This window comes from Pseudomonas sp. PK-RTE-24, from assembly GCF_054052265.1.
In genome coordinates this window covers 4,042,037-4,068,309 of the sequence record NZ_CM133224.1, presented here as the reverse complement: position 1 = coordinate 4,068,309, position 26,273 = coordinate 4,042,037, and the positions used below count along the sequence as shown (strand labels likewise).

Here is a 26,273-nt window from a genome sequence, read left to right as displayed (position 1 = left end):
TCCCCCTCTCCCCTTGGGAGAGGGCTGGAGTGAGGGGCTGGATCTCACATTCACAAAATATCTCAGGCCGAACGGCTCAAAAAAACCAACCGGCCAGATAACCGGTAAGGCAAAGTGCTTGCACAAAGTTTGGAATACCATAATATGATATTCCATAGACCGGACGACGTGAAAAAGCGTCCAGCTACTGCTCCCGACAGGCGGGCAACAACGCAAGGCCCGCTCAAAAACACAACAATGAGGGCGTGAACATGGTGTTGAACAAAGCTGCAACCGCGATCTTTTTCGCGGGACTGCTCAGCGTTACCGGCCAGGCTGCAATGGCTGCCGAAAGCGTGAATTTTGTCAGCTGGGGCGGTAGCACCCAGGATGCGCAGAAACAGGCCTGGGCCGATCCGTTCAGCAAGGCCAGCGGCATCACCGTCGTCCAGGACGGCCCCACCGACTACGGCAAACTCAAAGCCATGGTCGAAAGCGGCAACGTGCAGTGGGACGTGGTCGATGTCGAAGCCGACTTCGCTCTGCGCGCCGCTGCCGAAGGCCTGCTCGAACCCCTCGATTTCAAAGTGATCCAGCGCGACAGGATCGACCCGCGCTTTGTCAGCGATCACGGCGTCGGTTCATTCTTCTTCTCCTTTGTCCTCGGCTACAACGAAGGCAAGCTCGGCGCCAACAAGCCGCAGGACTGGAGCGCGCTGTTCGACACCAAGACCTACCCGGGCAAGCGCGCCCTGTACAAATGGCCAAGCCCCGGCGTGCTCGAACTGGCGCTACTGGCCGACGGCGTTGCGGCTGACAAGCTCTACCCGCTGGATCTGGATCGCGCCTTCAAGAAACTCGACACCATCAAGAAAGACATCGTCTGGTGGGGCGGCGGCGCGCAGTCGCAGCAACTGCTGGCGTCCGGCGAAGCGAGCATGGGCCAGTTCTGGAACGGTCGGGTGCACGCCCTGCAGGAAGACGGCGCACCGGTCGGCGTGAGCTGGAAGCAGAACCTGGTCATGGCCGACATTCTGGTCATCCCCAAAGGCTCGAAAAACAAAGATGCGGCGATGAAGTTCCTCGCCAATGCCAGCAGCGCCAAAGGCCAGGCCGACTTCTCCAACCTGACCGCCTACGCGCCGGTCAACCTCGACAGTGTGGAGCGTCTGGATTCGACGCTGGCCCCCAACCTGCCGACGGCTTACGCCAAGGATCAGATCACCCTTGATTTCGCTTACTGGGCCAAGAACGGTCCGGCTATCGCGACACGGTGGAACGAATGGCTGGTCAAATGAAAATCGCGGCCACTGCGCCTCGTCCTTCCACTGCCACCGGGAGCGCCGCCGGCGCTGCCGGTTCGGCCTTCAAGCAACGCTGGCGCGGCGCCGGCAACCTCGTCCCGGCGCTGCTGTTCCTCGGCCTGTTCTTTCTCGCGCCGTTGATTGGCCTGCTGCTGCGCGGTGTGCTCGAACCTGTACCTGGCCTTGGCAACTACGAACAACTGTTCGCCAACTCGGCCTATGCGCGAGTGCTGCTCAACACCTTTTCGGTGGCCGGGCTGGTGACGCTGTTCAGCCTGCTCCTGGGCTTTCCGCTGGCCTGGGCGATCACTTTGGTGCCGCGCGGTTGGGGGCGCTGGATCCTCAACATCGTCCTGCTGTCGATGTGGACCAGCCTGCTCGCCCGCACCTATTCGTGGCTGGTGTTGCTGCAAGCTTCGGGCGTGATCAACAAGGCGCTGATGGCGATGGGCATCATCGATCAGCCGTTGGAAATGGTGCACAACCTCACGGGCGTGGTGATCGGCATGAGCTACATCATGATCCCGTTCATCGTGCTGCCGTTGCAGGCGACCATGCAGGCCATCGACCCGATGATCCTGCAGGCCGGCTCGATCTGCGGCGCCAGTCCGTGGACCAACTTCTTCCGGGTGTTCCTGCCGCTGTGCCGGCCGGGTCTGGCCTCCGGCGGTTTGATGGTGTTCGTGATGTCGCTCGGTTACTACGTCACCCCCGCGCTGCTCGGCGGGGCGCAGAACATGATGCTGCCGGAGTTCATCATTCAGCAGGTGCAATCGTTCCTCAACTGGGGCCTGGCCAGTGCCGGCGCCGCGTTGCTGATCGCAATCACCCTGGTGCTGTTCTACTTCTACCTGAAGCTTCAACCGGAATCCCCGGTTGGCGCCAGTAACGCGAGGTAAGCCGACATGCTCCTGACCCCCAATGCCATGAGCCGGCGCATGCGTTTCGGCCTCTATGCCACTACCGGGCTGATCGGTCTGTTTCTGCTGTTGCCGATCGTGTTCATCGTGCTGCTGTCGTTCGGCTCCTCGCAGTGGCTGGTGTTCCCGCCACCGGGCTGGACGCTGAAATGGTACGGCCAGTTCTTCTCCAACCCCGACTGGATGAACGCCGCTGCCGCCAGCCTCAAGGTCGCCGTGCTGACCACCATCTGCGCTGTGGCGCTCGGTTTGCCGACCGCGTTTGCGCTGGTGCGCGGACGCTTCCCCGGCCGCGAGATGCTCTACGGCCTGTTCACCCTGCCGATGATCGTGCCGCTGGTGATCATTGCCGTGGCGGTGTACGCGCTGTTTCTGAAGCTCGGCTACACCGGGACCATGTTCGCCTTCGTCGTCAGCCATGTGATCGTCGCGCTGCCGTTCACCATCATCTCGATCATCAACTCGCTGAAGCTGTTCGATCAGTCGATTGAAGACGCGGCGGTGATCTGCGGTGCCTCGCGCTTGCAAGCGGTGTTCAAGGTGACGTTCCCGGCGATTCGTCCGGGCATGGTCGCCGGCGCCCTCTTCGCCTTCCTCGTTTCGTGGGACGAAGTGGTGCTCAGCGTGATGATGGCGAGCCCGACTCTGCAAACCCTTCCCGTGAAAATGTGGACCACCCTGCGCCAGGACCTGACCCCGGTGATCGCCGTCGCTTCGACGCTGCTGATCGGCCTGTCAGTGTTGGTCATGGTGATCGCCGCCGCCCTGCGCCGGCGCAACGAAATCAGCGCCTGAGCGCCCAGGAGTACGACATGAGTGCCGTGATCAAAGACGCATCCCAGCAGAGCGACAAACCCCTGGTCAGCCTGCGCAACCTGAACAAGCACTACGGCGATTTTGCTGCAGTCGATAACATCTCGCTGGACATCAAGGACGGTGAATTCCTCACGTTCCTGGGCTCCAGCGGCTCGGGCAAAAGCACCACGCTGTCGATGCTCGCCGGTTTTGAAACACCGAGCAGCGGCGAGATCCTCGTCAACGGCCAATCACTGGTCAACGTGCCGCCGCACAAGCGCGACATCGGCATGGTCTTTCAGCGTTACTCGCTGTTCCCGCATCTGTCGGTGCTCGACAACATCGCCTTCCCTCTGGCCATTCGCAAACTGGCTGCCGCCGAGCGCGAAAAGCGCGTCGATGCGATGTTGAAGCTGGTGCAACTCGAACAGTTCGCCCATCGCCGCCCTTCGCAACTGTCTGGCGGCCAGCAACAACGGGTTGCCATCGCTCGCGCCTTGGTTTACGAGCCGCGCATTCTGCTGATGGACGAACCGCTCGGTGCGCTGGACAAGAAGCTGCGCGAAGACTTGCAGGATGAACTGCGCCAGCTGCACCGGCGCCTGGGCATCACCATCGTCTACGTGACGCACGACCAGGAAGAAGCCATGCGTCTGTCGCAACGCATCGCGATTTTCAGCCACGGCAAAATCGTTGGTCTGGGCAGTGGTTATGACCTTTACCAGAATCCGCCCAATGCATTTGTCGCGTCGTTTCTGGGTAATTCGAACTTCCTCAAGCTCAAGGCGCAAGGCAATGCAGCAGCGAGTTTCGAGGGCCAGTCGTTGTCGATTCGGCTGACGTCCGGGTTGCACACTGATCAGGATGTGCTGCTGATGGTGCGTCCGGAAAAGGCCTTGGCGCTGAGCACGCAGCAGGCGCTGGATGAGCCGCTGGCGGCGGGCTGGAATGAAGTATCGGCGAATGTTGTGGAGGTGCTGTTTCTCGGTGAGAGCCAGACGTGCAGCGTGGTGACTGCGGGCGGGACGTCGATGACGGTGAAAGCGCTGTCGGCAGCGGGCATGCCACTCAAGGCCGGCGATCCGGTACGGGTGCGCTGGGCGACGGCGGATGCTTGTGTTTATACCGAGTGGACCGAGAGCGACTTGAACAAGGCTGCCGGTGCTCACTGATTGCGCTGAGTCAGTTGGATCTACCCCCTCACCCCAGCCCTCTCCCCCAAAGGGGGCGAGGGGGAAAGGGAGCCGATCTTCATGCTGTTCAAAATGTAAGTTCGACTCGGTATCGCACGTCGGCGTATCTCGCAACAACACCTCGGTCAGTCCCCTCTCCCATTGGGAGAGGGCTAGGGTGAGGGCAAGCAGGCGACACGGTATTAGCCAATGGCCCGGTACCCTTCAATCTCATCCGGCCAAGCCGTCAGCACTTCGAACCCGCTCTCCGTCACCGCGACCATATGCTCCCACTGCGCCGACAACGAGCCATCCTTGGTCAATACGGTCCAGCCATCCGGCATGTTCTTCACATGGCGTTTGCCGGCATTGAGCATCGGTTCCACGGTGAAAATCATCCCGGCCTTAAGCTTCAGGCCCTGATTGGGAAAGCCGTAATGCAGGATCTGCGGTTCATCGTGATAGACCTTGCCGATGCCATGGCCGCAGTATTCGCGTACCACACTGAAGCCCTCCGCCTCCGCCAGGCTCTGGATCGCGTGGCCGATATCGCCCAGCGTTGCGCCCGGCTTCACTGCACGGATGCCTGCGCACATGGCTTCGTAGGTGGTCTTGATCAGGTGCTGCGCTTCAGGAGTCGCCTCGCCCACCACATACATGCGACTGGTATCGCCGAACCAGCCGTCCTTGATCACCGCGATGTCGAGGTTGACGATGTCGCCGTCTTTCAATGGCGTACCCGATGGAATCCCGTGGCACACCACATCGTTGACCGACGCGCAGACGGTTTTCGGAAAGCCGTGATAACCGACATTGGCTGGCACCGCCTTCTGCACATTGACGATGTAATCGTTGCACAGTCGATCCAGCTCATCGGTGGTCACGCCAGCCTTCACATGCGGCACCAGCATTGCCAGCACTTCAGCGGCGAGTTTGCCGGCGGCGCGGGATTTTTCGATGTCGGCCGGGGTGTTGATCTTGATCTGGTTTCTCATGCGCTGACGGCTTCCTGAGTCAGTTGTTGCAGATCCAGCCCACCATTCTGTTCGGCGCGGATCAGCAGGCGGCAAATGGCGCTGTGGTCGAGATTGGGATGCAGCTCGGCGAGCATGCCGATGCGCATCCAGTGCTCAGCCTGCGCGTTGATCGAGCGGCTGAGGGCGTTGCTGGAGATACGCAGGTTCTCGTGCATGTCCTCTGAGATTTTTACGATGCCCATATATGAATCCGATACGATGTGTATATGGAACGTATATTAGCCAAGCTTACCCTCGGATTGCAAACGCTCCGCCACGCAAACACGCACCCGTGTAGGAGCTGCCGAAGGCTGCGATCTTTTGATCTTGCCCGTTAAAGACCAGATCAAAAGATCGCAGCCTTCGGCAGCTCCTACCAAAGCAGATTCGGCTCCCCATCAGCGGCCTGATCGACTACCATGCCCGCGCCGGTTTCCACACGGAATTAATAGGGAATCCGAGGTGCTCCACGCATCAATCGGAACTGCCCCCGCAACTGTAGGTGCCGAGCCTGCTCCTCGACTGCCACTGGGTGAATCCCGGGAAGGCCGGAGCGTGGCAATGACGCATCAGTCAGGAGACCTGCCGGCACAGTGACTGACCAACCGGCGGGGTGTCCGGGAAGGACATCGTGCCGTGCGCATTTTCCCCGTGCCGGCCTTGCGCAGTTTCCACGACCGCGCCCGAGGTGTATTTCCAACCGTACCCGCCCGCTCCCGTACGGTTCCCTTGGAGACTGCCCCATGCTGCTGCCCCGCGTTGCCACCCTGCTCACCGCTCTGAGCCTTTGCGCCCTGGCGCAAGCGGCGCCGACTGCGTATCCGCTGACCGTCGAAAACTGTGGCAGCAGCCTGACCTTTCAGCACGCGCCTGCGCGCACGGTGACCATCGGCCAGGCCGGCACGGAAATGCTCTATGCCTTGGGTCTGGGCGACAAAGTCGTTGGCACTTCGCTGTGGTTCAACGACGTGCTGGGCACATACAAAGCGCAGAACGACAGGATCGAGCGCCTTGCCGACAACGAGCCGAGTTTCGAAGCGGTGATCGCCAAACGCCCGGAGCTGGTTGCCGTCGAGCTGGAATGGATGGTCGGCCCGCAAGGCGCGGTCGGCACCCGCGAGCAGTTTCATGAACTGAAGATTCCTACCTATCTGCTGCCCTCCGATTGCGAAGCCAAGGACAACCTCGTCGGTTCGGACGGCACGCGGCTGGCGCCGTTTCGCATCGACAGCATCTACAAAAGCGTGAGCCAACTGGCGGCGATTTTCGATGTGCAGGCGCGTGGCGAGCAGCTCAATGAGCAGCTCAAAGCCAGCCTCGCGCAGTCGATCGCCACCGCGAAAAAGCAGCAGCGCAAAGACGTCAGCGCTCTGGTGTGGTTCTCCAGCGCCGAGATGGACATCGAGCCGTTCGTGGCCGGGCACAAAGGCGTTCCCGATTTCATGCTCAGCACCCTCGGCGTGCGCAACGTCGTCGAGTCCGATGAAGAATGGCCAACCGTCGGCTGGGAAACCATCGCCAAGGCCAACCCGACGTTTCTGGTGATCGCGCGCATGGATCGTCGGCGTTTCCCGGCGGACGATTATCAAAAGAAACTCGCCTTCCTGCGCAGTGATCCGGTGACGCGCAACATGGACGCGGTCAAGCACAACCGCATCATCATCCTTGACGCCATGGCCATGCAGGCCAGCCTGCGCACCTTCGATGGCCTCGCACAATTGGCCAGTGCCATCAACGGCTACGACCTGTCGCAATGAGCAGACGCCTGATCCGTTTGCTGCTGGTGCTGTTGACGCTGTCGGTCGCGCTGATTGGCGGCGTGGCCATTGGCGAGACTTCGATCGAGCCGAGCGTGGTGTTGCAGGTGCTGGCCAACAAGCTGTGGGGCGCCGGTTATGTGCTCGACCCGATCGACGAAGGCATTGTCTGGAACTATCGCCTGACCCGCGCGCTGGTCGCGGCGGCCTGCGGCGCCGGTTTGGCGACCTGTGGCGTAATCCTGCAGTCGCTGCTGCGCAATCCGTTGGCCGATCCGTATCTGCTGGGAATTTCTGCTGGCGCCTCGACTGGCGCGGTGATGGTCGCCCTGCTTGGCGTCGGCGCCGGGGCGATTTCACTGTCGGTCGGTGCTTTTGCCGGCGCGGTGACCGCTTTCGCACTGGTGATCCTGTTGGCGCGAGTCAGCGGCTCGGCCAGCGGCACCGGACAGATCATTCTGGCCGGGATTGCCGGCTCGCAGCTGTTCAACGCCCTCACCGCTTTTCTGATCACCCGCTCGGCCAGCTCGGAACAGGCGCGCGGGATCATGTTCTGGCTGCTCGGCAATCTCGGCGGCGTGCGCTGGCCGTCGGTGTGGCTGGCGGTGCCGGTAGCAGTGTTGGGGTTGGTTGTTTGTCTGTGGCATCGCCGGGCGCTGGATGCGTTCACCTTTGGTGCGGACTCGGCGGCGTCTCTCGGCATTCCAGTGCGACGTGTGCAAATTCTGTTGATTGGCTGCGCCGCGCTGGTGACGGCGGTGATGGTGTCGATTGTCGGCTCGATCGGCTTTGTCGGTCTGGTGATTCCCCATGCCGCGCGGTTGTTGCTCGGCACCAGCCATGCGCGTCTGCTGCCGGCCAGTGCGTTGGGCGGCGCAGTGTTTCTGATCGCCGCCGATGTGCTGTCACGCACCCTGATCAAGGGTCAGGTGATTCCTGTCGGCGTGATTACCGCGCTGGTCGGCGCGCCAGTGTTCGCGCTGATTCTGGTGGGCCGGAGATCGGCGCGATGAACACGGTTCTGAGTTGTGCGGGTGTGGGCTTCAAAGTGCGCGGTGCCGAATTGCTCAACGGTGTTAGCCTCGACGTTGAGCGCGGCGAGACCCTGGGCATTGTCGGGCCGAACGGGTCGGGGAAATCCACGTTGCTCAAATTGCTGGCCGGGCTGCGTGAACCGAGCGTGGGCCATGTGCAGCTCGACGGTCGGACGCTGCGCAAGATGTCGCGGCGCACTATCGCGCAGACGCTGGCGGTGGTTGAGCAACAGGCCGATACCGACGATGGCATTCGCGTGTTCGACGCGGTGGCGCTGGGGCGCACGCCGTGGTTGTCGGCGCTGCAACCGTGGTCGCCGGCCGATGACGCCATCGTCGAGCAAGCGCTGGTCGACGTCGACGCCGTGCACCTGCACAACCGCCTCTGGCGCAGCCTCTCCGGCGGTGAACGCCAACGCGTGCACATCGCCCGCGCACTGGCGCAACGCCCGCAGATCCTGCTGCTCGACGAGCCGGCCAACCATCTCGATATCCAGCATCAGTTGAGCATTCTGCAAGTGGTGCGAGCACTGCCGGTGACTACGCTGATCGCCTTGCACGACCTCAATCAGGCGCTCAAATGCGATCGCCTGGCAGTGCTGGAGCGCGGGCGTCTGGTAGCATTGGGCGAGCCGCTGCACGTGCTGACGCCGGAGCGGTTACAGACGACTTTCGGGGTCAGGGCGCACTATCTGACGGACCCGTTCGATGGTGCGCCGATATTGCGCTTCCTTGCCTGATGCATGTGTAGCTGACAGACCGCTTTCGCGAGCAGGCTCGCTCCCACAAAGGATTTGTGTGTTGCCGTGAATGACGGGGAGAACGCGAATTCTGTGGGAGCGAGCCTGCTCGCGAAGGCGTCAGGTCATCCAACATAGAGGTCGACTGACACACCGCTTTCGCGAGCAGGCTCGCTCCCACAGGGTTATGTATTCCAGGGCGGTAAAGGGTCAGGCCCACTCTTTGCGCAGTTGCCGCGCGGCGCCGACCATGTGCACCAGCGCCGCTTCGGTTTCTGGCCAGCCTCGGGTTTTCAACCCGCAATCCGGATTGACCCACAGCCGCTCAACCGGAATACGCTGCGCCGCCTTGCGCAGCAAGCCGACCATTTGCGTCACATCCGGAATCCGTGGCGAGTGAATGTCGTACACGCCGGGGCCGATGTCGTTCGGGTAGGCAAACGCTTCAAACGCTTCGAGCAGTTCCATGTCCGAACGCGAGGTTTCGATGGTGATGACATCGGCGTCCATCGCCGCGATCGACTCGATCACATCGTTGAACTCGCTGTAGCACATGTGCGTGTGGATCTGCGTTTCGTCGCGCACGCCGGAGGCGCACAGGCGGAACGCTTCGCTCGCCCAGTGCAGATACGCCGGCCATTGCGCCCGGCGTAACGGCAAGCCTTCACGGAACGCCGCTTCGTCGATCTGCACGATTTTGATTCCCGCCGCTTCCAGATCATTCACCTCGTCACGAATGGCCAGCGCCAGTTGTTGAGCCTGCACCTCGCGGCTGACGTCTTCGCGCGGGAACGACCACATCAGCATGGTCACCGGGCCGGTCAGCATGCCTTTCATGACCTTGTCGGTTAGGCCTTGGGCGTAGCGGATCCACTCGACCGTCATCGCCTGCGGGCGGCTTAGGTCACCGAAAATCACCGCCGGTTTGACGCAGCGCGAACCGTAGCTCTGCACCCAGCCAAAGCGGGTGAAGGCATAGCCGTCGAGCTGTTCGGCGAAGTATTCGACCATGTCGTTGCGCTCGGCCTCACCGTGCACCAGCACATCCAGGCCGAGGCGTTCTTGAATTTCCACCGCGTGGCGAATCTCCGTGTGCATCGCATCGGTGTAATCGGCCGCGCTGAGCTTGCCTTGCTTGTAGGCCTGACGCGCCAGACGGATCGCCGCCGTTTGCGGAAACGAACCAATGGTGGTGGTCGGGAATAACGGCAGGTCGAGCTTGCCGCGCTGTTTGGCAATACGCTGGGCAAACGGCGATTGGCGTTGCGCATCCTTGGCAGTGATCGCCGCGACCCGCGCTTGTACCGCCGGTTTGTGAATACGCGGCGAGGCAGCGCGGCTGGTCTGCACCGAACGGCTTTGCGCGAGGGCACGCAGTACCTTCGGCGCTTCCGGTTCGCTGACCGCTTGAGCGAGCACGGCGACCTCTTCGCACTTCTGCACGGCGAACGCCAGCCAGCTTTTCAGTTCGGCATCGAGCTGGTCTTCGCGGCCCAGATCAACCGGGCTGTGCAGCAATGAACAGGACGGTGCTACCCACAAACGATCACCCAGACGCTCATGAGCATGGCGCAGCGTCGCCAGCGCGTTTTGCAGATCGCAGCGCCAGACGTTCCGACCGTTGACCACACCCAGCGACAGCACCTTATAAGCCGGCAGACGATCCAGAATGGTCGGGTACTGATCCGGCGCGCGCACCAGATCGATGTGCAAGCCATCGACCGGCAGGTTCGCCGCCAGACCGAGATTTTCTTCCAGGCCACCGAAGTACGTGGCGAGCAGTTTTTTCAGCGGATCGCGCTGGATCTGGTTGTAGGCGCGCTCGAAGGCATTCTTCCAGTCCTGCGGCAGATCGAGCACCAGAATCGGCTCGTCGATCTGCACCCACTCCACACCCAACGCCGCCAGCCGCGCGAAGATCTGGCCGTACAGCGGCAGCAGGCGGTCAAGCAAATCGAGTTTGTCGAAGTCGACGCCTTTGGTTTTACCCAGCCACAGATAGGTCAGCGGACCGATGATCACCGGTTTGACGTTGTGCCCCAGCACACGGGCCTCTTCGGTTTCCTCAAACAACTGCTCCCAACCCAGCTGAAATTGTTGATCGACGCTGAATTCCGGTACGAGGTAGTGATAGTTGGTGTCGAACCACTTGGTCATTTCCTGAGCGTGGCCTTCGCCGCAGCAAGCATTGCTGACGCCACGGGCCATGCTGAACAGGGTGTGCAGCGTGGCTTTGCCGTCATGGGGGCGGAAGCGCTCGGGGATCACGCCGAACATCAGCGAGTGGGTCAGCACTTGGTCGTACCAGGCGAAATCGCCAACCGGCAGCAAGTCGATGCCGGCGTTTTTCTGCAAGTCCCAATGGACCTTGCGCAGCTCACGCCCGACGTCACGCAGGCCCGCCTCGTTCAGTTCTCCTTTCCAGAACGCCTCTTGCGCTTTCTTCAGTTCGCGGTCGCGACCGATGCGCGGAAATCCAAGGGAATGGGCCAGTGCCATGACAAACAACTCCAGATGCTTATTCGATGGCGGGTATTGTCGGGAACCGGACTTGATGAAACAAACTCAATAAATTCTAGATCATCACAAGTTCTACTCATGCACAGCCGCCCCGTAGGAGCTGCCGAAGGCTGCGATCTTCTGGCCGTAGGGACGCAGAGCGTCCAAGGCTGCATTCCCACGCGGAGCGTGGGAACGATCAGAACACGTAAGGGCAACATGCAAGTTTTCGTTCTATCGTTAGATCCAAATGGCTGAATTTTCCAAGGATTAGAGGTTGCGAGAGAGGATGTCTGCGCCTAAGTTGCACGCGAGTCTTTTCCCCGCGATTGGAACGCGATCAACACCATAAAGAGGTGAAGAAATGTCAAAGGAATCACGCCCTGCCGTGCTTGGGCTGATAGGCAATACTCCGCTGGTGCAGGTCACCCGCTTCGATACCGGACCGTGCACGCTGTTTCTCAAACTCGAATCGCAGAACCCTGGCGGCTCGATCAAGGACCGTATCGGTCTGGCGATGATCGACGCTGCCGAACGTGACGGTCGCCTGCAACCGGGCGGGACGATTGTCGAGGCCACTGCGGGCAATACCGGTCTGGGTCTGGCGCTGGTCGGCCGTGCCAAAGGCTATCGCGTAGTGCTGGTGGTACCGGACAAGATGTCCACCGAGAAGGTCCTGCACTTGAAGGCCATGGGCGCCGAAGTGCACATCACTCGTTCTGACGTCGGCAAGGGCCATCCCGAGTATTACCAGGACGTCGCCGCCCGCTTGGCCAAGGACATTCCCGGCGCGTTTTTCGCCGACCAGTTCAACAATCCCGCCAACCCGCTGGCCCATGAATGCAGCACCGCGCCAGAGATCTGGGCGCAGACCGAACATGATCTGGACGCCATTGTCGTCGGCGTCGGTTCGGCCGGCACGCTGACCGGGCTGAGTCGTTTCTTCAAGCGCGTGCAACCGGATCTGGAAATGGTCCTCGCCGATCCGATCGGCTCGGTGATGGCGCAATACAGCCGCGACGGCACCTTGCCGACGCCCGGTTCGTGGGCGGTCGAGGGTATCGGCGAAGACTTCATTCCGTCGATCACCGACCTCTCCAGCGTGCGTCACGCCTACTCGATCAGCGACGCGGAAAGCTTCGATCACGCGCGCCAGTTGCTCAAGGCCGAGGGCATTCTCGGCGGCTCATCGACCGGCACCCTGTTCGCTGCCGCGCTGCGTTATTGCCGCGAACAGACCGAGCCGAAACGCGTGGTCAGCTTTGTCTGCGACACCGGCACGCGGTACCTGTCGAAGGTCTACAACGACCAGTGGATGACCGATCAAGGCCTGTTGCAACGCAAAGGCTACGGCGACTTGCGCGACTTGATCGCACGGCGTTTCGAGGACGGCCGGGTGATCAGCGTCGGCCCTGACGACACCCTGCTCACTGCGTTTCAGCGCATGCGTCTGGCGGATGTTTCGCAACTGCCGGTGCTGGTCGAAGGCAAGCAACTGGTGGGCGTGATCGACGAGTCCGACATCCTCCTCGGCATCCACGAAGATGCCGCGCGCTTCAGCCAGTCGGTGTCCAGCGTGATGACCGACAAACTGCAAACCCTCGCCCCGGCTGCGAGCCTGGCCGAGCTGGAAGCGGTGCTCAGCCGAGGCCTCGTCGCGATCATCGCCGACGCCTCCGGCTTCCATGGCCTGATCACCCGCACCGACATGCTCAACCAATTACGGAGATCCCTTGCATGAGTCAGCACGACGATAAATCCCAAGGCTTTGCCACCCGGGTGATCCACGCCGGACAAGAGCCCGACCCGACCACCGGCGCGCTGATGCCGCCGATCTATGCCAACTCCACCTACCTGCAAGACAGCCCCGGCGTGCACAAGGGGTTCGACTACGGCCGCTCGCACAACCCGACGCGCTTCGCGCTGGAGCGCTGCGTCGCCGACCTCGAAGGCGGCACCCGCGCGTTCGCCTTCGCCTCGGGGCTGGCGGCGATTTCCACGGTGCTGGAACTGCTCGACGCCGGCTCGCACATCGTCTCCGGCAACGATTTGTACGGCGGCACATTCCGCCTGTTCGACAAGGTTCGCCAGCGCAGCGCCGGGCACCGTTTCAGCTTCGTCGACCTGACCGATCTGTCGGCGTTCGAAGCCTCGCTGCAGGACGACACGCGCATGGTCATGGTCGAAACTCCGACCAACCCGCTGCTGAGCCTGTCGGATCTGGCCGCCATTGCACGCATCTGCCGCGCGCGCGGGATCATCTGCGTCGCCGACAATACCTTTGCCAGCCCCTACATCCAGCGCCCGCTGGAGTTGGGCTTCGACATCGTCCTGCACTCGACCACCAAATACCTCAACGGCCACTCCGACGTGATCGGCGGCATTGCCGTGGTCGGACAGAACGCCGAACTGGCGGAAAAACTCGGCTTCCTGCAGAACGCCGTCGGCGCGATTTCCGGGCCGTTCGATGCATTCCTCACCCTGCGCGGGGTGAAGACTTTGGCGCTGCGCATGGAACGTCATTGCAGCAACGCCCTGGATCTGGCGCAGTGGCTCGAGCAGCAACCGCAGGTCAAGCGCGTCTACTATCCGGGCCTTGAGTCGCACCCGCAGCACGAACTGGCCAAGCGGCAGATGCGTGGCTTTGGCGGGATGATTTCCGTCGATCTGAACAGCGATCTGGCCGGCGCACGGCGCTTTCTGGAAAACGTGAAGATCTTTGCGTTGGCGGAAAGTCTGGGCGGTGTGGAGAGCCTGATCGAACATCCGGCGATCATGACCCACGCGACCATCCCGCCGGAAACTCGCGCGAAGCTGGGGATTGGCGATGGGCTGGTGCGGTTGTCGGTGGGGGTTGAGGATGTTGAGGATCTGCGGGAAGATTTGGCGCAGGCTTTGGCTAAGATGTGACTCTTTGAAGGGGGCTGCATCGCAGCCCAACGGGGATAAATCCCCTCGCCACACGGGGAAAACCACCTGTGGCCTTTCGATCTCTCGTTTTTATTGTCATACAAGTCTTTTTGAAAATGGCATCAAGTCTGCCGAATGAAGAGCTCCGTGCTGCTGCGCAAACTCGACAACACAAGTGTCGCAACATTCGCCCACCTCATTTCGCAGCTTGGTGTCAAACAGCATATGGAATACGGCGCTCGCTTGTTAATTACACAGGGAAGAAAATGAATCATTATAAAAATCTAATCAAATCGATTTTAAGTTTACTTTTTTTATTTAACTCAGTCACCGCATCGGCAGTGCTTTCACAGGAGCAGCAGGCAGCCAAGGAACGCGGCATTTCATTATATAAACAAGAGAAAAATGCAGAGCGTGAATTGCGCATTGCCGCTGAGGCTGGCGATGCAGAAGCACAATTTTATTTGGCGCAACAACTTCGCCAAATGGAACTTAGTGAAGCGCTAGACTCGAAAGAATCTGTAAAGTGGTTCGTGGCTTCTGCCAATCAAGGCAATTTATTCTCCCTATATCAGTTATCTCACAACGTCAAGCTGTGTGTTATTGCTTCATTTTGTCCCAAAGGGGAAAAAAGCCGAGGTGAATGGGATCAAGAGTACAGAAAAACTTTAATGGAGAAATTTGCCTCAAATGATTTGCAACAACTAGGCGAACTAAATGATTGGGTAGCCAAGTCGGATGTTGTAGGAGAGTGGTTTCATCTACAGGATGAGCTTCGTTATGCAAAAAACCACAGGGTGGAAGATACGCGCGAATGGCTAGTACATTCTGCTAATCAAGGAAATTTTAACTCCCTACTTCGTCTGGCTCTTGATGATGGAGATAAATTATGCACGATCGTTGAGAACTGCCCGAAGGGAGATAAAACTCAGCGCGAGTGGAAATCAGAATTTGAGAAGATTGCGCGAGAAAAAATTGCTTCCGGTGACATGGAAGCTGCCTATTTGTTATACGTAGGCAATTCTGACTTTAATATGCTGATTAAATCAGCAGAGGGAGGGTACTCATTCGCACAATATCAGCTTGCCGAGAGTTATTCAGCTGGTGATGGATTTTTTTGGTGGTTTGGGCAGCGCGGCAAGGAAATCAACAAGTGGTATAAGCGAGCGGCTGAAAATGGCTATCCAAAAGCAATGATTGCCTATGCAGCCTCCATTTATGAAGATAACGGAGACCTATCAATTTCCCGGTATTGGCTAGAGGAGTCTGCGAAGGCGGGTGACAGCAATGGCATCGGTTTGCTTGCTCGAGAGTATGCAAGTAATCCAAATTACTATGGCTTTCCATTTGATATGGTGAAGGCTTATGGCCTTACGTTGCTTTTAGCAGGCTTAGATAATGATGAGTCTGATAAAGAGTATGATCGGGAAAGATTAGAAGAATATTCTGAAAAAATGACACCCGAACAAATCGAGCAAGGCAAAGCTTTTGCCGAAAAATGGAAGGTCACTCACCCGATTGAAGGCGTTTAATCTCAGCGGCCAGCGGGACCGGAAACAGGTGTCAAGCTTCGTGCTTCAAGTTGCTGAGGCCATCGTTGCAATGGTCGCATGCGATCAGTGATGGCTTACTGCCGATCGTGCCATCTGACGTTCCCTGCGGGCCGGACTTTCGCGGTGCGCGTTGAGCTAGGCCAAACAGCCGGCCCGTTTCACCCTTTCGGGCTTCAATCCCAAACGTTTCCGGCCTTCGGCCTGCGCTCACCAATTAGCTTGAGCCGAGCCAGTGAGTCGAACGCCTGTGGTTTATTGGCGAATTGCTCAACTACGTCGTGGCTGAAGGCTCTGATCAGTGCGGTTGTCAGTTGGGGTTGAGGACGTTGAAGACCTGCGCGCCGACCTGGCTCAGGCGCTGGCAAAAATGTAAACAGCTCCACACAACGAAGCCCGCACGATGCGGGCTTCGTCTTTTTTTGTCCGTCGATCTCCCCGCCGTGGCAGTTCCCGAGGCCGATCCTATACTCAATCGGCTCGATCAAAATTATCTCGACACCCGCACGCCGTTCGGTGTGCCCGTGCCTTTCGCCAACCAGGTAAAACCCAAGCCAATGAGTCGTGGCGTCTGTATGCATCGCGCGCGATTGATCGCTGTTTGGCAACGGGTCGTGGAGAAAACCATGAAATACAAGTTGTTGTCAGGCGTGCTTCTTGCGGTAGCGGCCAGCGTTGTGGTGCCGAATGTCTTGGCGGCGCAACCGCAGGCGTTGGCTTCGGATGGGGCTGATCATGTTGGCGCCGGCGCGGTGGCTGCCGATGGCGCTGATCGTGTCGGCGCCGGGGCAGTGGCCGCCGATGGCGCCGATCGTGTCGGCGCCGGGGCAGTGGCCGCCGATGGCGCCGATCGTGTCGGCGCCGGGGCAGTGGCCGCCGATGGCGCCGATCGTGTCGGTGCCGGCGCGGTGGCTGCCGATGGCGCTGATCGTGTCGGCGCTGGCGCAGTGGCTGCCGATGGCGCTGATCGTGTCGGCGCAGGTGCAGTCGCTGCCGATGGTGCTGATCGCGTCGGCGCCGGCGCAGTGGCTGCCGATGGCGCTGATCGTGTCGGCGCAGGTGCAGTCGCTGCCGATGGCGCTGATCGTGTCGGCGCTGGCGCAGTGGCTGCCGATGGCGCTGATCGTGTCGGTGCCGGAGCATTGGCAGCGGATGGGGCCGACCGCACCGGCGTCAACCGAGTGGCCTACTCCCGGGTCGGAGTCGGTTCTGATCGCGTGGCATCGGCGCTGATGACCGGCAGCTATTCCGACCAGTTCAACAGCCCACAATAATCGCCGCGAAATAACGGGCGAGCTCCTGAGCCGCCCGTTTACATCGGCCTTTACAGCATCTGTTCAACCGCTGCGCCTTGTCGATCACGCAGGGCGCGCAACGTCGCGCGTAACTCGGCCGGGCGCACAGGTTTCGACAGAATCGCAATCTGCCGGTCATGCAAGGCTGCCTGAATCTTCTCCACGTCATGCCCGGTGATGATCATCGCCGGCACGGCCCAGCCGCGCTGCCTGCGCACTTCATCGATGCATTCGATACCCGTGGCATGGGTGCCGAGGTCATAGTCGGCAACGATGATGTCGCAGTCGGTGACCAGGCCTTCAGCCGACCACTCGGCCTGCACCACGCAGCCCCAGCGTTCGAGCAACGCCGAAGTCGCGAGCAACACGTTGCGGTCATCCTCGACCAGACACACCTTCAGCCCGGTCAACAAACCCACCTGCCGCGCTTCACTGCGAACCACCGGTGACTGCGGCGCCGCCACGATCGGCAACCCCGCAAGCGTCACAGCTGTGCCGCGCCCCAACTGTGAACGCAGAGCAACGTGCACATCGATCAGTTCACCAAGACGCTTGATGATCGACAGGCCCAGCCCGACGCCCTCGACATCTTTGTCGCGCACTTGCCGTACCCGATAAAACTCCTCGAAGACCTTGTGCAGATGCTCTTCGGCAATGCCGTTGCCACGGTCATGGATGACGATGGCCAGCCCTGCCCCACGTCTACGCACGCCGATCAGCACGGGTCGTTGCGCGCCGTATTTGAAGCAGTTGGAGAGCACGTTCTGCACCATGGTCGCGAGCAGCGCCGGGTCGGTTCTGACCCAGTGGTTGCACGGTCGCAGCCGCAGCTCGACGCCTGCCCAACGGGCCGCTTCCTGGTGTTGGCGTATCAGATCCGCAAGCCATTCACCAAGATTCAGCGTTTGCATTTTCGCTTCGATCCGACCGTTATCGAGGGTGTAGAGGTCGAGAATCGAGCGGAACAATTGCGAAACGTTAAGCAGCGAGCGGTCGATGTTGTCGACCAGCCGCCGCTCGTCATCGCCCAGGCGCGACTCCCGCAGACACGCGGTAAACAGACCGATGGAATGAATCGGCTGACGCAAGTCATGACTGGCCTGCGCCAGAAACCGCGACTTTTCCAGGTTAGCCGCCAGCGCTTCTTCCGACGCCTTGCGCGTACGCTCGAGCAGCAAGTGCGCATAAAACGGAATCACCGTGCTGGTGATCAGCAGCATCAGCACCATGAACGGCTGCGCCTGCCAATAAGGCGTCAGGCGATACACCACCAGCAGCGCCACCAATGCAAGGCCGGTGGCGATTGCCAGATAGCGCGAGCCGTAGCGCATGCCGTTGCCGAGATTGACCCAGACCATCACCGCATACAACGGCAGCGCCGCTTCGCCGCCAATCACCAAACCAAAACAGGTACCGGTGTAATCGTGGACCATGGCAAAAACCCGCCGCGCCGGATAATGCCCGGGCCAACGCGCAATGGCTTGGCGGAACGCGATCGAAGCCAGCAGAAACAAGACAATGTAAGTGATGACCGGCAGGTAGGTCTCGAAGCGATGGCCCGGCAGAAAACCCAGCACGACCATGTAAACCACCGCAATGGCGGCGATGATAATGCGCAGGTTGGCTTGGTCGAGTTCGGTATTTTTTTCGAACTTCATGGTAAACGTCCTTGTGCAGCAATCGTCAGTTTCGGAAGCAGCCTACAGGCAGCCTTCGCGTCCAGTGCTAAGGTGCAGGCCTTGAATCACGCCTGACCCAGGGAGGGTCGCGTCATGACGTGCCGGATCATCATAGCCGACGATCACCCGCTGTTTCGCGAGGCGATGCTGCGCACCGTGCAGCGCTTGCTGCCCGATGCCGATACCTGCGAGGCTGGCGACTTCGACGCGGTGCTCAAGCTGCTGCCACAGGGCGACGAGCCGGACACGCTGATGCTCGATCTGCGTTTTCCCGGACTGACCTGCATCACTCAACTCGCCGACTTGCGCCAACGATTGCCGCGCACCACGCTGATCGTGGTGTCGATGGTTGACGATCAGACGCTGATCAGTGAAGTCATGGCGGCGGGCATTGACGGTTTTATCGGCAAGAACATTGCGCCGGATGAAATTGGCCAGGCGATTCTGGCGATCCGTGAAGGTGAGGTGCTGGTGAAGTCGGCGCCGTCCGGCTTGTTGCCGCTGGAAACTACGACGGCGCTGACGCCGCGTCAGCAGGACGTGCTGCGGTTGATTGCGCAAGGCAAGACCAACAAGGAAATTGCCCGTGAACTGGATATTTCGCCGTTCACGGTGAGGATCCATGTGTCTTCGTTGTTGCGCACGCTGGACGTGCCGACGCGGGCGGCAGCGGCGGTGAGGTACAACATAGGGACATAAGATTCGCGAAAATCGATATTAAAAGGGAGGATAAAAAAGGCGCCCAAAATGCTTTTAGGTCTCGCTATCGGAATACGCCTCTCTCGGTCCAGTTCAAAACCACTCCAGAACAGATGGGACGAATCAACTGAGTCTTAAAATTCGTTGATGATCTGCTCTGTGTGGTGACATGACATCAAAATGCCTTCATGCTTCATGGTCCCGTGAGGTCCGAAATGCTCCAACGATCACGTTCCCAGCTACCTACGTAGATACCGAGCATTTTGCATTTCAAGGAGTCGTCATTTTCAGATTTTTCGTCAACGGAGCTACCGCAATGGATTTCGACAGCATCATTAAAGCTATACAGGGTAAAACTCTTACTAATGAGTTGGTAGAGAGTATAGGAGCAAATCGTCCGTCAAAAAAAATACTTGAGAAAGAAGTCAAGATGAAAACTCTTGAACTCTTGGACCTGATGAGCTCTAACAATGTCAAAGCAGCTCAAGATACAACTTTAGCACTGATCATTTATGATGCCGAAAAATCCATTTCGGAGATGAGACGCATAGGAGTTTTTAGGAGCTCGAAATACAAATACAAAACAAATACTCCCAAAAATGTCGTCAAGCTGTGCATAGCGCTCAAAGCCTTACTAAAACTCACCCAAACCCAAACAAACTTCTTCACCTCCACGGCAAATCTCCTTGAGTTGGGTGCGGAGGCACGAAAAATCAATAACGGGTTAATACAAATAATAAAAAGTCGCAAAAAATTAATTATAAAAACGCTACTAGCGAATATTGAAATATTGTTTGCTACAAGAATTATCGGCGGAAATAAAGACGCATCATCCAACAATGTCGACCATTACAGCAATGAGGAATTAGCGGAAGCATTCAGCTATATATTAAAGCTTCACAACATCGAATTCGGAGTCCTTAACTCTCATTTTCAACATGTGGATCAGACAGCTGCAGAATCCAACTTTTACTGGGATATCCTGATCGATGCCGCAAAGTTATGCCAGTATAAAGAGGCCGAAACTTTAATAGATGGCTTCCCATATCTCGCGACGTTAACCAGCAACCGCCTGATCATTGAATCCATTAACTCCAAGTTAGAACAATCGATCAGGCTCGGCTACATCCAGACTTTCCAACAAATGATTATTCGTCGCATTGGACTGGAAGAACATATTTTTAACGAAGAAAACGTCAATCGGCCTGCATCTATCAAAAAATTTGCCGAGGAATTTTATAACGCCGGCAAAGACGAAATAATCTCCGTAGTCGAACATCCGATTCCGAGATATGTGATGAAATATATCTCCGACCCCCTCTTGTTTAAGCCATTCTCGACAGATGAGCTTTTTGAGGAAGAAGTCGAAGCGCTGGTGCAGCTTGGATTGGAAAATTATGACTATGGTGCTTTGAAAGACGTCGTCATTCGTGACGGTGTTACCGCACTAGACATCATGAAAATCCAACGCATATTCCGTTTCGTAAGCGTCATTTATCAATGCGCCTTGGCAGATCACCAAAGTAGCGATAGATATACAATTGCACTGCGCTCCGTGCTACCAACATTTACCGAGGCACAGCTCCTACAGCACCTTCAACTAATACTGCCGACTCGCGATCATGCGAAAGTGCTGGACTTGATATCTCTAAATCTAACAAACCCGGATCATATTGATATCCAGTACGCGCCAATACTCAGGCTTAATGGTCACTTCATTGCCTCACCTGCCGTCATAGCAAATTCAAATCTAGTCCGAAACATATTTTGTTCACACAGTATAAAACAACCATTCCCCAAAAAAATCGATCCGATGCAAGCCAAAATTGCTGAAGCCTTAAAGAAGCAAGGATTTCAAGTCGCTCAAGAAGTAAATATTGTTTTTAATAAAAAACAAATGGAAACTGACATCGTGGCCTTTAAGGATGGCACGTTATTTTTGATTGAATGTAAAAATGCTTACCACCCGTGCAACGTTCACGAAATGCGAAACAGCTTCGACCACATATCTTATGGAGCTAGTCAACTCAGCCTTAGAAAAGCGTGGCTATCAAACATTGAAGAGCAAAAGAGACTATTTGCCGCCGCAGAATTTGATTACCAGAAAGTTGATGAGATTCACACCTGCATTGCTTTAGCAACTAGAGTTTTCAACGGATATGAAATTGAGGGCCACCCAGTTCGTCAAGGTCACGAACTCATAAATATGATAAGCTCGGGAAAGATAAATATATCGGGCACTATGAGAAATGTTTGGAAGAATGCACACTTCACCCCAAGCGATCTCATATCTTATTTGCGCGGCGAAACTACGATCGACGACTGCCTAAAATCATTAACAAGCGTTAGGCGCGATTATTCAATCAAAAACATGACACTCTCATTTTCCACATACGTCTTGGAACCAAAACGACTTATGGAAATATCGGAACGATACCCAGAGGTAACTAACACGATCATCACGGATCAACCTGCGCCATAAGATCAGGCACCGACTCCGGCCGCTTGGCATAACGCTGCGCCAGCACGGCGCAGACCATCAGTTGAATCTGGTGGAACAGCATCAGCGGCAGAATCAGCACGCCGATGGTGCTGCCGGCGAACAACACCTGCGCCATCGGCACGCCGGTGGCCAGGCTCTTTTTCGAGCCGCAGAACAGGATGGTGATGCGGTCTTCCTGATTGAAGCCGAACGCTTTGCTCAACAGAATTGATGCAACCAGAACCAACGTCAGCAGGATGCAGCAGACCACCACCAGGCCGAGCAACTCGAACAACGGAATCTGCTGCCAGATGCCTTCGTTGACCGCCTCGCTGAATGCGCCGTACACCACCAGCAGAATCGAACCCTGATCAACGAATTTCAGCCAGTTCTTGTTGCGCCCTACCCACGCGCCGATCCAGCGGCGGGCGATCTGCCCGGCAATGAACGGCAGCAGCAATTGCACGCTGATCTTCACTATCGCATCGAGGGTCGAACCGCCGTCACCGTGAACGTTGAGCAGCAGCGTTACCAGCAGCGGCGTCAGAAAAATCCCGAACAGACTGGACGCGGCCGCACTGCAGATCGCCGCCGGAATATTGCCTCGCGCCAGCGAAGTGAACGCGATCGCCGACTGTACGGTGGCGGGCAATGCGCAGAGGTAGAGCATGCCCATGTACAGCTGATCACCGATCAGCGGTGACAACAGCGGTTTCAGCGCCAGACCGAGAATCGGGAAGAGCACGAAGGTCAGGCCGAACACCAGCAGATGCAGACGCCAGTGGCCAGCGCCGGCGATGATCGATTCGCGCGACAGCTTGGCGCCGTGCAGGAAAAACAGCAGGGCGATGGCGATGTTGGTCAGCCAGCCGAAGCCGACCGCGACCTGGCCGCTGGCCGGCAGGAAGCTCGCCAGCAGCACAACGCCGATCAAGGTCAGCGTGAAGTTATCGGGCAGAAAACGTGGGCGCGTCATGAGATTCATCCGGGGGTTGCCAGTGCGTACCGACGACTCTAACGTGACTGGCAATTACCGACTAACGCCGAAGAGCCGCAAGATGCCGCCTAAAGGACATAGCAAAAGCGTCCGCCGCAGTGTTCCCGGGTTGCCCAGCCTGCCGCGCCCGGTGTACGGACGCACCGAATCGCTGCCCAATCGCGCCCTCACCCGCCGCCACAGTCATCCGTGGGTGCAGTTGTCCTATGCGATTCAGGGCGTGCTCGAAGTGCAGACCAGCGCCGGCCGTTTTGTCGCGCCGCCGGAACGTGCGGTGTGGATTCCGGCCGGCGAGCCGCACCGGGTGTTCAGCGCACCGCATACGGAAATGCGCAGCCTGTACATCGATAGCAGCGTCACCGGTTGGGCGGCTGAGCATTGCCATGTGCTCGGCGTCAGCGCGCTGCTCAGGGAATTGATTCGCGCCTTCAGTCAGGTCCCGGTGGAATACGACGAGAGTGGCCCTGACGGACGCTTGGCCGAGGTGATCCTCGATCAACTCGCCGACGCACCGACCATCGACCTGATGCTGCCGCTGCCGCAAGACCCGCGCCTGAAGCAGATCTATCAGAGCCTGGAGCAACACCCGGAGCAGCAGACCACGCTGAGCCACTGGAGCGAAAAATTCGGTGTCACCGAAAAGACTCTGACACGGCTGTTTTTGCGCGACACCGGCCTGACCTTCCGCGCCTGGCGCCAGCGCCTGCGCTTGCTTGGCGCCCTGACCCCGCTGGAAAAAGGCGAGCGTGTGACCGATGTTGCGCTGGCTTGTGGATACGACTCGACCTCGGCGTTTATCGCCGCATTTCGTCAGCAGTTTGGCGAGACGCCGGGGGAGTTTTTCCGCTGACACTTCGTTTTTGCCGAACTGTCAGTCAGAAATAAACGATTTTTCTTTGCTCCAGATCCGTCGCTAGCATGGCCCCGTCTGACTTTGATCGAGAAGAGAAGATGATCCCTGTGGGAGCGAGCCTGCTCGCGAACGCGGTGGGTCAGCAACCTCAACTTCACTGTTCCATCGTATTCGCGAGCAGGCTCGCACCCACAGGGGATGTGCTTGCTGCAAATAAAAAGACAGGGGAGCGTGCCATGCCTGCCACGAACATCAACATCGGCGAACCCTGGATGTGGGGCGCCTTCATCGTCTTCGTTCTGGCCATGCTGGCCCTGGACCTGTTTGTCTTCGGCGGGCGCAAGGCGCACCGGGTGTCGGTGCGGGAAGCGTCGGCCTGGGTGGTTGCCTGGTGCCTGTTGGCGCTGAGCTTCGCCGGGTTGCTCTGGTGGTATCTGCATGGCGAATTCGGCAGTGAAATCGCCCGACAGAAAACCCTGGAATTTCTCACCGGTTATCTGATCGAGCAGTCCCTGTCGATCGACAACATGTTCATCTTCGTGATGATCTTCAGCTACTTCGCCGTGCCACCGGAATTGCAACGACGAGTGCTGCTGTACGGGGTGCTCGGCGCGATTGTCATGCGCGCGATAATGATTTTCGCCGGTGTGTGGCTGGTGTCGCAGTTCGAATGGCTGCTGTATGCCTTCGGTGTGTTCCTGATCATCACCGGGATCAAGATGCTGGTGTTCGCTGATCATCAACCGGATCTGGAAAAGAATCCGATATTGCGCTGGGTTCGCGGGCATATGCGCATCACCAGTGGCTTTCACGGCGAGAAGTTTTTCATCCTGCAGAACGGCGTTCGCTGGGCAACACCGATGTTCCTGGTGCTGGTGCTGATCGAGGCCAGCGACCTGATGTTCGCGGTCGACAGCATCCCGGCGATCTTCGCCGTCACCACCGACCCGTTCATTGTTTTCACCTCGAACATCTTCGCGATCATGGGCCTGCGCGCGCTGTACTTCCTGCTGGCGGACATGGCTGACCGTTTTCACCTGCTCAAGTATGGCTTGGCGATCGTGCTGGTGTTCATCGGCGGCAAGATGGTGCTGATGCCGTGGTTCCACATGCCGGTGGAATGGTCGCTGGCAATCGTCGGATCGGTGATTCTGGGGTCGGTGTTGTTGAGCCTGGTGACCAGCCGCGAGGCAGAACGCCGCACCGAATGACACAACCCACCCCCACCTGTGGGAGCGAGCCTGCTCGCGAATACGCCGGTTCATTCAACATAGGAGTTGAATGACACACCGCTTTCGCGAGCAGGCTCGCTCCCACATTTGAAGTGCGATGCTCTTATTTATCGGATTTGATACTGGTCCACACCCGCGTGCGCACCCGTTCCATTTTCTGCGGCAACGGTTGCACCACATACAGGGTTTTCAGCGCTTCGCTGGTCGGGGTCAGGTTGGGGTTGTCGGTGATGTCCTTGTTGACCAGCGGCATCGAGTCCTTGTTGGCATTCGGGTAACCGAGGAAATCACTGATCGGTGCGATCACTTTCGGGTCGAGCAAGTGGTTGAGGAATTCGTGGGCCTCGGCGACGTTCTTCGCGCTCTTCGGAATGGCGAACGTGTCGAACCAGATCGGCGCGCCCTCCTTCGGCAAACGCCAGTCGACCACCACGCCATTGCCCGCCTCTTTGGCGCGATTGCCGAACTGGTAGAAGCTGCCGGAATAACCGATCGCCACGCAGATGTCGCCGTTGGCAATGTCGGTCATGTACTTGGCCGAGTTGAAGTAGGTCACGTACGGGCGAATCTTCATCATCAAGGCCTTGGCCTTTTCATAGTCCGCCGGGTTCTGGCTGTTCGGGTCGAGGCCGAGGTAATGCAGGGCCAGCGGCAGGATCTCCGACGGCGAATCGAGCATCGCCACGCCACAGGCCTTGAGCTTTTCCATGTTCTCGGGCTTGAACACCAGATCCCAACTGTCCACCGGCGCATTTTCGCCCAGGGCGGCCTTGACCTTGGCCGGGTTGAAGCCGATCAGCACGGTGCCGTACATGTATGGCACGCCGTACTGGTTGCCGGGGTCGTTGGCGTCGAGCAATTTGAGCAGGGCCGGATCCTGGTGCTGCCAGTTCGGCAGTTTCGACTTGTCGAGTTTCTGGAACACACCGGCCTTGATCTGGGTTTCGATGAACTGATTGGACGGCACCACCAGGTCGTAACCGGAGTTGCCGGTGAGCAGTTTGGCTTCCAGGGATTCGTTGGTGTCGAAGGTGTCCCAGGTCACTTTGATCTTGCTTTGCTCGGCGAAGTCCTTGGGCACTGACGGCAGGATGTAATCCGCCCAGTTGTACACCCGCAGTTCGCGCTGCTCGGCCTGGACGGCGCTGGCCAGCAGCGTCAGGCCACACACGGTGGCGCCCAGAATGCGTTTGATCGTGACCATGGTTGTTTCCCCGAATGCGACGTGAGATCGATGGTTTTTATGTTCTGTACACGGCAGTGGCTGTAACGATAGCCAAGGGCAAAAAAGGTCGAGCCTGTTGTTATGGTTTCGATTCTTGCTGACAGCGTAGCGCGATGACAGTAGGCGGCAGGCCAA

General features: G+C 58.4%; 21 protein-coding genes and 1 riboswitch. Of the genes, 15 read left to right on the top strand and 6 right to left on the bottom strand.

Going from position 1 to position 26,273, the window contains the following annotated elements; translation table 11 throughout:
• Positions 1 to 251: 251 nt before the first annotated feature.
• The 4 genes from ACV8MC_RS18420 to ACV8MC_RS18405 are packed head-to-tail and all read left to right on the top strand — an operon-like array spanning position 252 to position 4,170.
• Positions 252 to 1,277 carry an ABC transporter substrate-binding protein gene (locus ACV8MC_RS18420; protein ID WP_016775018.1) on the top strand — a complete coding sequence of 342 codons (1,026 nt, stop codon included), beginning with the start codon at positions 252 to 254 and terminating at the stop codon, positions 1,275 to 1,277.
• A complete protein-coding gene (locus tag ACV8MC_RS18415) occupies positions 1,274 to 2,182 on the top strand; it encodes an ABC transporter permease (RefSeq protein ID WP_016775019.1) in 909 nt (302 codons plus the stop codon). The genes ACV8MC_RS18420 and ACV8MC_RS18415 overlap by 4 nt, the downstream gene beginning before the upstream one ends.
• A gap of 6 nt (positions 2,183 to 2,188) precedes the next feature.
• Positions 2,189 to 2,998 carry an ABC transporter permease gene (locus ACV8MC_RS18410; protein WP_007918021.1) on the top strand — a complete coding sequence of 270 codons (810 nt, stop codon included), beginning with the start codon at positions 2,189 to 2,191 and terminating at the stop codon, positions 2,996 to 2,998.
• A 17-nt stretch (positions 2,999 to 3,015) separates the two neighbouring features.
• Complete coding sequence (locus ACV8MC_RS18405; protein ID WP_457262897.1) at positions 3,016 to 4,170, top strand: ABC transporter ATP-binding protein; 1,155 nt, start codon at positions 3,016 to 3,018, stop codon at positions 4,168 to 4,170.
• 203 nt (positions 4,171 to 4,373) lie between these two features.
• Here ACV8MC_RS18405 and map read toward each other — a convergent pair whose 3' ends face one another.
• Both map and ACV8MC_RS18395 read right to left on the bottom strand, forming a co-directional pair.
• Positions 4,374 to 5,165, bottom strand: a complete 792-nt coding sequence (gene map, locus ACV8MC_RS18400; protein WP_122704021.1) for a type I methionyl aminopeptidase — start codon at positions 5,163 to 5,165, stop codon at positions 4,374 to 4,376.
• Positions 5,162 to 5,389 carry a ParD-like family protein gene (locus tag ACV8MC_RS18395; RefSeq protein WP_007918027.1) on the bottom strand — a complete coding sequence of 76 codons (228 nt, stop codon included), beginning with the start codon at positions 5,387 to 5,389 and terminating at the stop codon, positions 5,162 to 5,164. Before ACV8MC_RS18395 ends, map begins: the two co-directional genes overlap by 4 nt.
• 209 nt (positions 5,390 to 5,598) lie before the next feature.
• Positions 5,599 to 5,790, top strand: a riboswitch (cobalamin riboswitch).
• A 139-nt stretch (positions 5,791 to 5,929) separates the two neighbouring features.
• Between ACV8MC_RS18395 and ACV8MC_RS18390 the strand changes: the two genes are divergently transcribed.
• The 3 genes from ACV8MC_RS18390 to ACV8MC_RS18380 are packed head-to-tail and all read left to right on the top strand — an operon-like array spanning position 5,930 to position 8,717.
• A complete protein-coding gene (locus ACV8MC_RS18390) occupies positions 5,930 to 6,943 on the top strand; it encodes an ABC transporter substrate-binding protein (protein WP_457262894.1) in 1,014 nt (337 codons plus the stop codon).
• The gene (locus ACV8MC_RS18385; protein WP_236169610.1) at positions 6,940 to 7,956 is read left to right on the top strand and encodes a FecCD family ABC transporter permease; all 1,017 of its coding nucleotides are present in this window, start codon (positions 6,940 to 6,942) and stop codon (positions 7,954 to 7,956) included. Before ACV8MC_RS18390 ends, ACV8MC_RS18385 begins: the two co-directional genes overlap by 4 nt.
• Positions 7,953 to 8,717: an ABC transporter ATP-binding protein gene (locus tag ACV8MC_RS18380; protein ID WP_364576691.1), complete on the top strand. Its 765-nt coding sequence runs from the start codon at positions 7,953 to 7,955 to the stop codon at positions 8,715 to 8,717. The genes ACV8MC_RS18385 and ACV8MC_RS18380 overlap by 4 nt, the downstream gene beginning before the upstream one ends.
• Positions 8,718 to 8,927: 210 nt before the next feature.
• Here the strand turns inward: ACV8MC_RS18380 and metE are convergent, their stop codons facing one another.
• A complete protein-coding gene (metE, locus tag ACV8MC_RS18375) occupies positions 8,928 to 11,216 on the bottom strand; it encodes a 5-methyltetrahydropteroyltriglutamate--homocysteine S-methyltransferase (RefSeq protein ID WP_457262892.1) in 2,289 nt (762 codons plus the stop codon).
• A gap of 364 nt (positions 11,217 to 11,580) precedes the next feature.
• On the opposite strand from metE, the gene ACV8MC_RS18370 reads away from it, so the two are divergent.
• The 4 genes from ACV8MC_RS18370 to ACV8MC_RS18355 all read left to right on the top strand — a co-directional run bounded on the left by ACV8MC_RS18370 (position 11,581) and on the right by ACV8MC_RS18355 (position 16,950).
• Positions 11,581 to 12,957: a pyridoxal-phosphate dependent enzyme gene (locus ACV8MC_RS18370; RefSeq protein WP_151551993.1), complete on the top strand. Its 1,377-nt coding sequence runs from the start codon at positions 11,581 to 11,583 to the stop codon at positions 12,955 to 12,957.
• Complete coding sequence (locus ACV8MC_RS18365) at positions 12,954 to 14,126, top strand: cystathionine gamma-synthase (protein WP_160769445.1); 1,173 nt, start codon at positions 12,954 to 12,956, stop codon at positions 14,124 to 14,126. Before ACV8MC_RS18370 ends, ACV8MC_RS18365 begins: the two co-directional genes overlap by 4 nt.
• Positions 14,127 to 14,392: 266 nt before the next feature.
• Positions 14,393 to 15,658 (top strand): hypothetical protein, encoded by a 1,266-nt coding sequence (locus tag ACV8MC_RS18360; protein WP_457262889.1) that lies wholly within the window; start codon positions 14,393 to 14,395, stop codon positions 15,656 to 15,658.
• A gap of 644 nt (positions 15,659 to 16,302) precedes the next feature.
• Positions 16,303 to 16,950, top strand: a complete 648-nt coding sequence (locus ACV8MC_RS18355; protein WP_177434189.1) for a hypothetical protein — start codon at positions 16,303 to 16,305, stop codon at positions 16,948 to 16,950.
• A 50-nt stretch (positions 16,951 to 17,000) separates the two neighbouring features.
• Here ACV8MC_RS18355 and ACV8MC_RS18350 read toward each other — a convergent pair whose 3' ends face one another.
• Complete coding sequence (locus tag ACV8MC_RS18350; protein ID WP_457262887.1) at positions 17,001 to 18,629, bottom strand: ATP-binding response regulator; 1,629 nt, start codon at positions 18,627 to 18,629, stop codon at positions 17,001 to 17,003.
• A gap of 114 nt (positions 18,630 to 18,743) precedes the next feature.
• Between ACV8MC_RS18350 and ACV8MC_RS18345 the strand changes: the two genes are divergently transcribed.
• Entirely contained in the window at positions 18,744 to 19,349 is a 606-nt protein-coding gene (locus ACV8MC_RS18345; RefSeq protein ID WP_457262884.1) for a LuxR C-terminal-related transcriptional regulator, read from the top strand.
• A gap of 316 nt (positions 19,350 to 19,665) precedes the next feature.
• A complete protein-coding gene (locus tag ACV8MC_RS18340; protein ID WP_457262883.1) occupies positions 19,666 to 21,831 on the top strand; it encodes a hypothetical protein in 2,166 nt (721 codons plus the stop codon).
• Here ACV8MC_RS18340 and ACV8MC_RS18335 read toward each other — a convergent pair.
• A complete protein-coding gene (locus tag ACV8MC_RS18335) occupies positions 21,809 to 22,807 on the bottom strand; it encodes a bile acid:sodium symporter family protein (RefSeq protein ID WP_041480047.1) in 999 nt (332 codons plus the stop codon). The two genes, ACV8MC_RS18340 and ACV8MC_RS18335, sit on opposite strands and share 23 nt — an antisense overlap.
• An 82-nt stretch (positions 22,808 to 22,889) precedes the next feature.
• Between ACV8MC_RS18335 and ACV8MC_RS18330 the strand changes: the two genes are divergently transcribed.
• Positions 22,890 to 23,678, top strand: a complete 789-nt coding sequence (locus ACV8MC_RS18330; protein WP_310217335.1) for an AraC family transcriptional regulator — start codon at positions 22,890 to 22,892, stop codon at positions 23,676 to 23,678.
• A gap of 239 nt (positions 23,679 to 23,917) precedes the next feature.
• Entirely contained in the window at positions 23,918 to 24,892 is a 975-nt protein-coding gene (locus ACV8MC_RS18325; protein ID WP_457262880.1) for a TerC family protein, read from the top strand.
• 124 nt (positions 24,893 to 25,016) lie between these two features.
• Here ACV8MC_RS18325 and ACV8MC_RS18320 read toward each other — a convergent pair whose 3' ends face one another.
• Entirely contained in the window at positions 25,017 to 26,117 is a 1,101-nt protein-coding gene (locus tag ACV8MC_RS18320; protein ID WP_041480044.1) for a polyamine ABC transporter substrate-binding protein, read from the bottom strand.
• Between the last annotated feature and the right edge of the window lie 156 nt (positions 26,118 to 26,273).